General features: G+C 34.6%; 17 protein-coding genes. 1 reads left to right on the forward strand and 16 read right to left on the reverse strand.

All coding sequences use genetic code 11. The features are described 5' to 3' along the window. From CLLU_RS18935 to CLLU_RS04855, 4 genes are all read right to left on the reverse strand, one after another. Positions 1 to 325 (reverse strand): hypothetical protein (locus CLLU_RS18935; RefSeq protein ID WP_207655944.1); only part of this gene is annotated, 325 nt, incomplete at its 3' end. Positions 326 to 334: 9 nt separating this feature from the next. Then, positions 335 to 712, reverse strand: a complete 378-nt coding sequence (locus CLLU_RS04845; RefSeq protein ID WP_106008452.1) for a hypothetical protein — start codon at positions 710 to 712, stop codon at positions 335 to 337. Positions 713 to 721: 9 nt separating this feature from the next. After that, a complete protein-coding gene (locus CLLU_RS04850; protein ID WP_106008453.1) occupies positions 722 to 1,573 on the reverse strand; it encodes a ParA family protein in 852 nt (283 codons plus the stop codon). A 159-nt stretch (positions 1,574 to 1,732) separates the two neighbouring features. Beyond that, complete coding sequence (locus CLLU_RS04855; protein ID WP_106008454.1) at positions 1,733 to 2,488, reverse strand: DNA adenine methylase; 756 nt, start codon at positions 2,486 to 2,488, stop codon at positions 1,733 to 1,735. A gap of 217 nt (positions 2,489 to 2,705) precedes the next feature. Between CLLU_RS04855 and CLLU_RS04860 the strand changes: the two genes are divergently transcribed. Beyond that, a complete protein-coding gene (locus tag CLLU_RS04860) occupies positions 2,706 to 2,897 on the forward strand; it encodes a hypothetical protein (RefSeq protein WP_106008455.1) in 192 nt (63 codons plus the stop codon). A 222-nt stretch (positions 2,898 to 3,119) separates the two neighbouring features. On the opposite strand, the gene CLLU_RS04865 is transcribed toward CLLU_RS04860, so the two are convergent. The 12 genes from CLLU_RS04865 to CLLU_RS04920 form a co-directional block, all read right to left on the reverse strand. Then, entirely contained in the window at positions 3,120 to 3,737 is a 618-nt protein-coding gene (locus CLLU_RS04865) for a hypothetical protein (RefSeq protein WP_106008456.1), read from the reverse strand. A gap of 111 nt (positions 3,738 to 3,848) precedes the next feature. Next, positions 3,849 to 4,790 (reverse strand): GH25 family lysozyme, encoded by a 942-nt coding sequence (locus CLLU_RS04870; protein ID WP_106008457.1) that lies wholly within the window; start codon positions 4,788 to 4,790, stop codon positions 3,849 to 3,851. A 14-nt stretch (positions 4,791 to 4,804) separates the two neighbouring features. After that, positions 4,805 to 5,059, reverse strand: coding sequence for a hemolysin XhlA family protein (locus CLLU_RS04875; RefSeq protein ID WP_106008458.1), 255 nt, complete (start codon positions 5,057 to 5,059; stop codon positions 4,805 to 4,807). Between the two features lie 72 nt (positions 5,060 to 5,131). Then, complete coding sequence (locus CLLU_RS04880) at positions 5,132 to 5,275, reverse strand: CD1375 family protein (protein ID WP_207655945.1); 144 nt, start codon at positions 5,273 to 5,275, stop codon at positions 5,132 to 5,134. 50 nt (positions 5,276 to 5,325) lie between these two features. After that, positions 5,326 to 5,553 carry a hypothetical protein gene (locus tag CLLU_RS04885; RefSeq protein ID WP_106008460.1) on the reverse strand — a complete coding sequence of 76 codons (228 nt, stop codon included), beginning with the start codon at positions 5,551 to 5,553 and terminating at the stop codon, positions 5,326 to 5,328. 15 nt (positions 5,554 to 5,568) lie between these two features. Further along, complete coding sequence (locus CLLU_RS04890) at positions 5,569 to 6,651, reverse strand: hypothetical protein (protein ID WP_242977477.1); 1,083 nt, start codon at positions 6,649 to 6,651, stop codon at positions 5,569 to 5,571. 11 nt (positions 6,652 to 6,662) lie between these two features. Then, positions 6,663 to 7,283, reverse strand: coding sequence for a YmfQ family protein (locus tag CLLU_RS04895; protein WP_106008461.1), 621 nt, complete (start codon positions 7,281 to 7,283; stop codon positions 6,663 to 6,665). 3 nt (positions 7,284 to 7,286) lie between these two features. Next, positions 7,287 to 9,026, reverse strand: coding sequence for a pyocin knob domain-containing protein (locus CLLU_RS19040; protein ID WP_242977478.1), 1,740 nt, complete (start codon positions 9,024 to 9,026; stop codon positions 7,287 to 7,289). A 3-nt stretch (positions 9,027 to 9,029) separates the two neighbouring features. Beyond that, a complete protein-coding gene (locus CLLU_RS04905) occupies positions 9,030 to 10,151 on the reverse strand; it encodes a baseplate J/gp47 family protein (protein WP_106008462.1) in 1,122 nt (373 codons plus the stop codon). A gap of 4 nt (positions 10,152 to 10,155) precedes the next feature. Beyond that, the gene (locus CLLU_RS04910) at positions 10,156 to 10,614 is read right to left on the reverse strand and encodes a DUF2634 domain-containing protein (RefSeq protein WP_106008463.1); all 459 of its coding nucleotides are present in this window, start codon (positions 10,612 to 10,614) and stop codon (positions 10,156 to 10,158) included. After that, on the reverse strand, positions 10,615 to 10,944 hold the full coding sequence (locus CLLU_RS04915; RefSeq protein WP_106008464.1) for a hypothetical protein: 330 nt from the start codon (positions 10,942 to 10,944) through the stop codon (positions 10,615 to 10,617). Next, positions 10,919 to 11,905: an XkdQ/YqbQ family protein gene (locus CLLU_RS04920; protein WP_106008465.1), complete on the reverse strand. Its 987-nt coding sequence runs from the start codon at positions 11,903 to 11,905 to the stop codon at positions 10,919 to 10,921. Before CLLU_RS04920 ends, CLLU_RS04915 begins: the two co-directional genes overlap by 26 nt. Between the last annotated feature and the right edge of the window lie 3 nt (positions 11,906 to 11,908).

Genomic DNA, 11,908 nt, shown 5'->3' on the forward strand with positions numbered 1-11,908 from the left:
AGACAGTAAATATATTAAAAAATCTCAAAAAATTTTCTATTGAATTCCTCAATAAAAAATTAGCTACTTTTATATCACAATGAACTATATTATGAATAGTAGCTATAATATTTACAAAAATCTCATTTAGAAATTTATTATTTAAATTCGTTTTATTCAATTCTTTTATCCATGTTATAAACATCCAACTGTTATCATGTATAATTCGAATAAAAGATTCATTTATTTTTATATTATTTGTATAATAATCTTGCAAATATTTGATTAATTTCTTATAATCATTTTTTTTAGGTATTAAATATTTTTCGTCAACCGTTTGAAACATGTTAATCACCTACAACTTAATTTTTTTTATTATATTTGACCAATTGACATCATCTACTGTATTGCTTAGGCTTTCTACGATAAAACTATATATGATATTTAAACTTTCATTTAAGTCATAATCATCCGTTTTTTCAAGAAAATATTTAGCTGTTTTTCCTAACATTATAGGCCTAGATTTTTTACAATACTCAGCAAATTCCAGATTAAAATTTATATTTAAAAATTCAGCAACATCTTTATTCCTTTTAAATAACTTTTTAGATGCAACCACTTGTAATAATACTCCTATAAATATAACTAGTTTATTATTATTTTTGTCAGAAGATTGATTTATCTTATTTTTTAAATTTTGAAGATTATCTAAAATACTTTTTAATTCATCCATAAATTTCACCTACATTTTATTTATTCTATCTAAAAATTCTTTTGCCAATCTTTTAATTTCTGTTTTTTTACCTTTTGTATCTAAAAACAATTTATGTAATTCTGAATTTTTAGCTACATTTGAAGAATGCTTCATTATATTAGTAAAGATAGTAAATTTCTTTTTTTCTCTAATATTTTTCATAGTCTCAGCATAATAATCAGATTTTTGGACCATGGTAAATACTATGCCTAAACACTTCACTTTATTTATAGAAGTTCTATTATTTTTAAGTACCATATGTTGAAATAATTCCATACCTAAACTAGATAAATAATCTGGCTTAACCGGTAATATATAATAATCTGATGTCATCAACGCCGACTGAATATATATCGATTGAGTTGGTGGACAATCTATAAATATAAAATCATAAGCTGATTTTATATTCTTGATAAATTGTTCTAGTTGCATAGCCAATGTTGAATCTGTACTTTGGCTTATTTTAATCATATTTAGATCTCCTGGAACTATAGAAAATTTATCATTTACATTATAAATAATTTCTTGTGGTTCCCATTGTTCATATTCTTCATTGTCTAAATCTCCATCAACAATGCTATAATTCTGTTTATCCTCTACTAAATTCTTATAAATTTTATATATTGTATCTCCATTTTGTAATAACTGGTTGTATTGCTCTGCTTTTAATATATACTGAGTTGAATTTGCTTGTGGGTCAAAATCTATCAATAAAATATGCTTATCTGATATTTTGGATAATGCATCAGCTAAATTGACACACAATGTAGTTTTTCCTACTCCACCTTTCATGTTCATAAAAGATATAACATAAGGTGGGTTGTTATCGCTAATTTTCAATTTCCTAACTTCCTCTCATAATATATATTATCTATAATAAGTCATTACACCCTGAGTTACCTATTCTACAAAATATCAAATATTCCTCTTTATTCTAACAAAATATAATATATCAAGAATAATCTGAATAGATATAAAATTATTTCTATATATATAGAATCAATAATTTCTAATAATCAACTCACTATACCTATGCTCTTTATCTCTATACTTTCCCATAAGATTGTGATTTCGCTGGACCTCATCTATATTGAAATCATTATATAAGCTCCTAACAAATTCACAATCATTATAAGAAAGAATAAATTTCCCTTTTACTTTCTTCAAGCAATCACATAACCTTACATGATCCTCTTCTGAAAATTGGGCCTGATAATATCTTTCAGCGCCATAGTATGGTGGATCCAAATATATGAGTGCATCCTCTTTATCATAGACTATAATCAAGTCCTTAAAATCCTTATTTTCAATCACTACACCAGAAAGCCTCTCCTGAATATCCGTAAGATACTGAATCATGACATTAACATTTTTCTTTACGCATCCGTAGGATCTGTGGTCACTTCCATAGCTTGTCTTAATTAGCATAAAGAATCTAGCTGCCCTTTGAATGTCTGTCATTCCTCTAGTGGTGTACTGGCTGGCAAAATCATAAAATAATTCCCTTGAATTCAACATGAATGAAAGTTCCCTCTGCAACTCTCCACAATGGAATTTAACGCACCTGAATAAATTCACCAGGTCTCCGTTTATATCATTGTAGACTTCCATGTTGGCCAGCTTGTCCTTTGAGAATAAAACCCATGCTGCTCCTCCAAACACTTCTATGTATCTATTGAACTTTTCAGGAAAGCGTTTGATTATCTCCTTCCTGAGTAATTTCTTTCCACCTATCCAGCCTATAAAACTATTCATACATTACCTCCCATATTCCAGATAATACTATTATATAAGAACATTCGTTCTGTTTCAAGGTAGAATATGGATAAGCTTTATAAATATAGATTACTGGTTAAAATTTATGCTATAATAATTATCAAGAGAATAAAGTGTTTTTAGCTAGTCACCCTCCGGGCTTTATCTCTCCCAGGGAGTCGTTGCGGTTAATCTGACAGCAGAGGGGGTGACATATATGAATGCTTACGTTATTATCGTTTCCATAGTATGCGTAACAACAATGGGCATAGCTCTGGGCACTACAGTAATTTTTGCTATATTGGCATACTTAAAGGAAAAAGCTGTACTTAAACATAAAAATAACTTTAGGGATAATAATGAAATTTCCGTCACTGTTGATGATGAAAATAATCATTCAAAAAACTAAAATGCACCCATCCCATTGAGCGCATTTTAAACAGTAAAAACATTTAAAAAATCATATAAAACCGTAACGGCTTCTTTTAAATATATTATATCACATTGTATATTATTTTAAACACTCAATAAGTAAAACGTCCAATATTCCATACAAAATTTTGTATACTATAATATACATTATGAACTGAAAAATAAAGCCCTAGGCCAAATCAATGACCTAGGGCTAAAATTACTGAACTGGCTGTGCTGGAGCTACTGTATTAGTCGTATTTTGCACTGGAGCCACAATACTCTGCATATCAACAACCTTCTTTTTCAATTCTTCATTCTCTTGTTGTAATTTTGTTCTTTCACTTTGGAGCTGTGAATTTTGAGTTTGAAGCTGCGATATTTGAGTTTGAACCGCCGTTTGCTGAGCTGACTTTTTCTCTTCCGGACTTTTGAGTTCATATACTTTGCTCTCAATCACTCCGGAAACTATTGTCCTTATATTGTCATCCACATTTATACCCAGCTTATTCAGTACATTATAAACATAATCCTCTGCACTCTGTTTTCTCTGGTCTGCCGGAAGTTGTGAAGATATATTGAGTTGTGCTGCCTGTCCCACTCCTATTTCTGCATATTTTTCTATAATGCTTAAGATATTTAAAAATTTATTTCCAGGCACCAGTGCCTTTGCTGCATCTGTATATTTTTTAACCTCTTGCAAGCCATCATCAACCTTCTGTAAAACATCTGCTGTGTTAATACCCTTTTTCTTTAAAAAAGGTAATAGGATTAATACTGTGGCTCCCACTCCTACTGCTAGTCCTAAAACTATAAATAATACATTTAAATTTGTCATAATACATTCCTCCTGAAATTTGATAATTTTATAAATTGGCTATTTTACTAGCTTTATACGGTGAAATTCTCACCTTACTTTTTATTTAGTAAAATGAGAATTTAAATTATTTTAATTTGTTAAAAATATACTCCAGGTCTCTATTCTTAGAATCCCATCCGTAGGTCTGCCCCATGCCTTTTGTAAATTGGTTACAGCCTGGAATGTTGGTTCATCATAAACCATTTCCGTATAGGTTCCTGCTTTCAGATACCCGTACATAACAAGCTTTTGTTGAATCCACAGCACCACATGGCTTTTGTGGCCTTTTATAATAATATTCTGTATTCCTTTCAGTGCGGCCATAGTTGCTGAACCTGCCACTCCATCTACCACTAAGCCTGCGTTATAATCTATATTCAAGTTGTATTGGAGAGCTTCAATCTGCTCTTTCAATTTATCTACACTGGGACTAGGTGGTGTAGATCCTTCTGCCCCTGCCAGAATATCATCCGTAAACAAATCCAAGTCTACATTTCCATTTATACCCGGCACAGAGCCTGTTGCTGAATACTGCCAGGAAGTATTTGCATAGGGGTTGCTGTCTACGCCATATTCAGCTATCCACAGTTTAATATTAGGGTCTATGTTGCTTTTAAGGTAGTTCTCATAGAACCACTTATTTGTATAGATTCCAATTCCTTTGCCAGTTCTGGATACAAACAATGAAACAAACTGATTGACAAAATTTATAGCCGTCTGTTTATCCCATTTCCAGCTGTAACCTTCCGGCGGTTGCTCTATATCCAGCCAATGAATTGTATCAAATACCATTCCAGATATATATCCAATAAAAGCATTTACTTCAGAACTGACATCCTGGTGTCCTGCAAAATGATAGACTCCAAATAAAATACCCAGCTGCTTGCATATATCCCTCCTATAAGACAGGTACTTATCTGTATAGTAAGTCCCTTCCGTAGCCTTGTTTATAACAACCTGAATACCAGAATCTTTTACTTTTTGCCAGTCTGACACCCAGTTATTTGAGTTTATATCTATGCCTTTTAACATAAAATCTTACCTCCTTATCCCTTTAATAAAACTCCCACAACAAAAATAGAGACTGTGACAAATATGCCAAGTCCCCATTTTATCGTGGATATAAAATCATCCATCTTCTTTATTAAATTTTTAATTTCAGTTCTGTTTTCAGTTTCATTCTGTTCGAGCCTATCCAGCCTATCAGAATGATTATTTAACCTCTTATCATGCAAATCTAATTTCTCTTTTATTTGCTCATGCTTTTCCTCACACAATTTTGCATCATAGCATTCACTCATCTCTAGCCTCCTACTTCAAGTATTAAAGGCAAAATAAAAAAGCTATCTCTAGCTCTTCTTTTGCCCCATATTTTATTGCGTTGTCTGTACTGGATTACCATTTTCATCTAACCCTATAGCTGTCAAATCCGTTCTAACTGCATCTTGGAACTTAGTAGGTACTTGTGCAAAACTCCTTCTGTTATTTACTATTAAGCATACATATAAATCTACCATATTAATATCTCCTTTCAAAATATTTATTATTAATTTTAATTTATCAACTATCATGTCGTTGAAGTTGGCAAAGCGGCATACAAATCTGCTATTGCATTCATAAGTATAAGCTGATTGTCCTGTAATTCTGAAATCTGATTTTCCAATGGCTTGACATCACTAAAGATAAGAAAATTACCTGTAAAAAGATTTTGCTCTTCTATTAAAACTTTATCCTTATTCTGATTTAAAATATTTGTCTTTTCTTCATCTGTTTTATATTCAAATTTATAATTCATATATATTCACCTCGATTAATTAATAGTTATTGACTTCTCTAAAGACATGGAAACAACAAATTTATTTGATAAAACAGAATCAGTAGAATACTGCGAATTTACAAATAATTGAAAAGTATCTCCTTCTTGACAAATTAAATCTTGTGTATAATCTACATAAGAACCAGAGGTATTAGTATATTGTTGACCTACTGGATTATTATTTTTATATATTCTCCCATAAATTTCACGAGTACTACTTTGAGTAGCAATACTAAATGTTATTGTTATACTACCACCAACTTGAGTAGTTATTTGATGCCCTGTAGCAACAAAACCTGAAGCATTAGGAAACATTTGGTGAACCTCATGATCTTCAAACAGTATAAGATCGCTTCCTGCCAGAAATTTAAGTTCTTTCAATGTACCCACAACACCAAACTCACTAACACCTTCTTTAATGTTATCAGACGTTAAATTAGGCTCCCCCTTAACTTTTCCACTTCCATTATGATACCCTTTTTCTATTGCTTTATCTGCCGTTCCCGGCATTATAGTTACAGCACCTTTATTCGGCATAGTTCCAGCCTGTCCTGCAATAGTTGTTCCAGATAAAACATTTGCCACTGGAACTGTTACAGCACTTACCTTTCCTTGCCCATTATGATATCCCGAGGGTATAGTTTGTGCTGAACCAGAAGGAGTTATTGTTATGGCTCCTTTGTTAGGCATAGTTCCTGTTCTAAGCTGCCCATCAGAATTACTAAATTTTATTCCACTAAGTACCTGACTTTCCACAGCATTTCCCTGTCCTCTGGCTATCGCATTTATGGCAGCTACGATATCATCCCATGTAGCATCATCATCTAAACTGGCACCTTTATTATTTACGGCGCTAATTGTGCCAGACTTTACATCAGCGCCAGATTGAAAAACCTCATTTATTGCCGCCACCAGAGTATTTTTTGCTGTAGTGTTCAAACTTGATAGTGCTCCGGCATTGTCGTTGATTTTCTTCAGTTGAGTATCTATAGTATCGGCATTTGTATTCAAATCATCTATATTTACTACATCTGTACCTTCCGGCTTTTTTAATCCGTAATTTGCTGTTGTCTTCATTTATCTTCCTCCTATCCATCATAAACTTTAAGATTATCCCATGTGTTAGTCTTGGCCTGATCCCATGTAAGATTTTTGTCCTTTAAGAAGTTCCAAACTGTGTAAGTGTATTTGAAGTCATATGCCAGATGCGCAGGCTTAATGTCTTCCAGCATCTGTTTAAAGGCTTCCATGTTCTTGGGAATACCCTTTATCCCTACAAATTGCACTGTGAAACTGTAACTCTCAGGATGTTGAATCACATTGCATTCACCGCCTGAGAAAGCCTCAGCAGTATTCTTTATCATCTGGACTGTAGTAGTGCCGGAGCCCCTCAACTTTGCTTTTACAACTTCCCGCCTATCCTCATAGGATTTATTCAAATCAGTTGCAATATTAAGCACTTTCTCCCAAAATGTAAGTCCCCATGTTGCAGTATCTACGAAACACTGGTTTAATATATCTTCCTCATGCCAGTATGAAAGCCCTAGCTCCTTTGCCATTGTATCCTGAAGCTGGATCATAATCGCACTGTCTTTGTACCACGGTGGCAGATACTTCATTAGGTCAGGGATATAAGGCTGTATATCGTCATCTGATATTGGTTCATTTTGTGAATATCCATTTATACCATATTTTTCTGTACCATACATAAGTTACACCCCCTTGAGGTCATTCCAGGTTACAGAACCTTTAACTATTTTAGACCATGATTGCCATCCGCCACTATTTAGCATCCTTCTTACAGGTATTTGATTTGCTCTATGAGGATAATATACCTGTAGAACTCTATCCTCTTCAGTTACAGAACTCCTGTGTACTACTAACAATCCAAAACTATATAAACCATCATAAGCTGAATTAGGAGAATTTACTGCTGAATCCCAATTTGACATCTGAACTTTATAACATCCAGGCTTCAAAATTGTATTAAAATCCGTTGATGGACTAAGTTCTCCACGCCTTGCATAATAATCATCTGGACTTTTCCCTCCAACAGTGTTACTATCTTCTGCTTTATCCACTACACCGTCATTATCTTTGTCATAAACAGATTTAAGCATATCACCATAGCCAGCACCTTCTAATTCATCTTTGGTAGCAAACTTGTTGTCGCTTTCGGATTCGGTATAATATCTATCATCATGAGTATGAGATTTTTGCGCATAATAAGAGGCATCCTGACCATTTAATTTGCCACTGTCATCCGATTTAGCGTTTATAGATTTATTTATAGGATCTATATTTATAGTCGTTCCAATATGGATTGCTTTATCAGAATCATAGTTTAAATATAATTCACCCGGAGTATCATCTGTACCTGAGGTTGCACCAGAAATACCTCTTATTACTAATGGTCTATCGGCGGCAGCACCTTGTATTTTTAACTGGCCTGTTATAGTATCACCTGATTTATTAACCTTATTAGAAACTGTATTCCACAAAGTTCTCTCAGCAGAAGTTATATGCTTTACCGTGTCACTTATATGATCTACTGCACTGTTCCATGCATCTATTAAAGCTTGAGTTATGCTCTGCAATATAGAAAGATTATTGTGAGTATGTTTCTTGCTGTTCGCATCATTCCAGTTGGATTTTTCAGTATCGGTTGTCCATCTGTGAGTACTATCCTCGGTTATCATGCTTCCCGGGTGAGTAGTGGGATGAACATATTTATTTGCATTGTCCTCAATACCTGCAAGCTTATCCTTTTCTTCGCTTGTGTAATCCTCTGTAGAAAGCTGTTTTCCATCTACCTTGTCTACTTTTTTAGAAAGTGCAGTTGTAATTGTGGCAGCAAAATCAGGATCGTTATTCAGAGAATCTGCAATTTCCTTCAAGGTATCAAGCGCTTCAGGTGCGGCATCAACCACCAGCTGTATTCTCTGGTCTGTCTCAGTCTTGGTATAGGTTTCAGATTTCAGGTATCTCTTGTTAAGTTCGGTATCCACATAAGTTTTTTCAGCTTTGTTATTCTCCACAGTTGAAATCCTATTTTCGGCATCAGTAACCCTGTTGTCATTAGAATCTTTATACCTGTCAACCTCAGTCTGGGTATTCACAACGCTGTCCTGGACTTTATTTATATCTTCAGCTTCTACTGTATCCCCCTGGGTCTGGTAAGATATATAAACAGGAGATACGGTGGAAAATATCTTGATTGTATTCTTCCATGGCGTAAGGCTTGGTGTAGACACTATAACATTTTCTATCTTAGTTCCTGTAAGCTTAGAACCTGTGTATACATTAATAGAAGGCAAGCTGATATTGTCATGTTCCAGCTCACCTTCATATACACCATTTGTAACCTCGACCTTTTCCTCAATTACATAGGTATTGTTATCAAGTTTATTCAGTTTATCTATGAATTTATCAATACTATCTGGATATGCCATTTATCACACCCCTAAACTTATAGTGCCGGCAACTGGTATTTCTTCATCCGCCAGTGCCACATTTACAGTTCCACCATTTAAAGTTAAACTATTATAATCCACAACTCCATCTGTGCTTAATAGAATACCTCCAACTTTGGCATAACTTATATAGGTGGAATTAAAGGCCTGATCACTCAAATATTTTTGCATGTTTGTATTAAAATTATCCTGCACTTGTTGTATTGTATAACCATTCGCAAGTACTACTTTGGCAGTTATATCTATAGCTTTTTCTACAGCAGATACGACTGTCAAAGTTGCACCAATTGGCGCCTGTCCTTCTCCATGTCCTTCTGGTTGAGGATCTATATAGTCTTTGACTTTTTGCACAAGTTCGGCGTCCGCAGCTCTTTTGTTACTATTTATTATTACTACTTTTACAGTACCGGGGCCATCCCAAAGCGGAAATGGTTTTGCATCTCCTACCCCGGTTACCTCCTTTGCCCAGTTTCTGTACTGATATTTATTTCCACTTGTTGCTGGTGTCTGCAATTTTTCCAGAATTCTGGTCTTGTAGTCATCATCACTTTCAACGTCAGTGCCATTTGTAAAATCATGATCATTGGTTACACTCTGTACTCCATTTATGGGCGTTGTAAGTATAGTTATGGTATTTGCCTTTACATTTCCTATAGTGCCAGATTGGGTACATTCCACTTGGATTTCAGCTATCCCAGTATCATCTATAGTTTTTGTCTCAAGGAACTGGAATTCAACGCTTTGGTTGCTCTCACTTGAAACCGTAGCAGCCATTTTCCCACTTTCAAGTACAGTTCCCTGCTTACCTTTTATTTTTATTGTATCCTTGGATTTTATAGCATCTTTCCTTATAACTCCTATTTGAGCACCTATAAGATCCAAATACCCACTGTAACTGCTCTGAAGATATACAAGCTTTATAAAAGCGGCCATAAGCTGCCTGTGCCTGTATTCTTCCTCTGCTACAGGTCTTGTAAGGCTCCAGAAAAGATCTCCTTCAATAATATTTATATCTGAAGGAGCTCTGTCAAGCATTCTTTTGTGTATTGTATCTACATCTTCATTCAAAAAATCAGGTATTTCAGGTATCGTTGCATCTGCCATATTATCACCCCACATTCACGGAATTATTTAATCCAACACTCTCACCATCCATAGTAATTACTGTATATTCATAATAGAGTTCTCCACTGTCCTGCCATGTAAAAGTAAAATTTGTAACATCTTTAGTTCTTGGATGCACCATAAGTGCTTCTTGAGTCATTCTTTTTACTTCAAGTTCAACTGCCTCTTTGGAGTATTCAGAACCTGTTAACTTATAAAACTCCTGGCCGAATAAATTGCTGTAAACATATTTCCCTCTATCTGTTAAAAGCGCCATCTGACACCATTGGGCATAGGCCTCTAGATCATTACATTTCTTTATGGTCCCATCTGGATTCTTTACAAACTCACCTTTATTAAAATCAAACTTATAGGAACCTTTATACCCTTCATTATTTTTATTATTAATATTTAATGATGTACTATCATCTGTATAATCATTTTCAGGAAATAGATTAGGCATTTAACTCATCCTTCCCAATATTATAAATTCAGCTCCCACTTGTGCTGCCAGAACTCTGTCACCAGCTTTTAGTGGTTTCAATCCATCCGGAGTCATAACCTTATGTGAATGACCATCTTCACCAGCAGTATCAGTTTGAGTGCAATAATCCTCATTCATTGTAAGATAATCAAGTACCTTGTAATCTGTTATTTCATGTTTAAAATTATCTAATTGCAATCCTGTTTCCGTTATAGTCCCAAACTCAACTCCAAGTCCTGAAACAGTATTATTTATAGTTTTATTAGTAGTATCATTAATTGTTCTAACTAGATCCTCCATCTCCCGCATAAAACTTCCTCCTTATATAATCCATGGTTCCTATAGTAAGATCCATGGTTCCAATACTTCCAAGGTTGTGGGTTACACTTGTCACATACATATCTACACCATCTAAAGAAACTTTGTCACCGGCTCTTATGGTATTTATATCCCTAGCACAGCTAATATTTATATAATCCTCACCGATGCTAAAAATGGAATCGGCTTTTTTCTTCGCTTCATCCGCATTCGTTACTTTATCATCCTGCAATATTTTTCTTAATGTCCCATAACCCTTAGTTTCTTTTTCATAGATGCCAATAATAGGACTTAGGCCTTCATCTGGCTGTGTTCCCAAAACTTTTACCTGGGTAACAGCGCCCTCAAGAGAGCTGAATTCCTCTATATCAGTTGCCATGGATTCTAATTTCCATACAGTAGAGTTTGTGCCTATCTCAAACAGATCCAGTTTATCCTCTGACATTCTAACCTTGTAGAGCTTGCCGCCCTTTTGGGCAGTCTCTTTCAGATCCTTGAATATCATATCAAGAATTTTATCTCCTCCTCTGTAGATATTCTTGGCAAGTCCCACGCCTGTATCTGCAAAAGTCCCTATAGGTATATTCCAGTCATTGGCGTATCTCGTTATCCTCTGGGTAGCTGTCTGCCCCTCAGCTACCAGATATTCGTCCTCAGACTGTTCCAGATAAACCGTCCTTTCTTTGCAGGTAAGATTTAATGTTTTATCCTTTCTAGTCTTATCTTTTTCCCAGACAATACCTTTGAACACCCTTACATCATTGCTGCTGTTAAAAGCTGTATCCCATACTTCTATTGCATTGCCTTTAACAAGCTGTATGCTCTGAAGCTGTTCAGTTTCAAGGAGCTTGACCGTGGCTGTATAAGCTACGGAGTCTATGGTTTCTTGAAGAGAAACACCTTCGTTTAAATTTTCAATCTTATAATCATCCTTTGCAATTATGCTTGTCATAGT

Origin of the sequence: Clostridium luticellarii (genome assembly GCF_002995845.1) — a bacterium.
Classification (GTDB): Bacteria; Bacillota; Clostridia; order Clostridiales; family Clostridiaceae; genus Clostridium_B; species Clostridium_B luticellarii.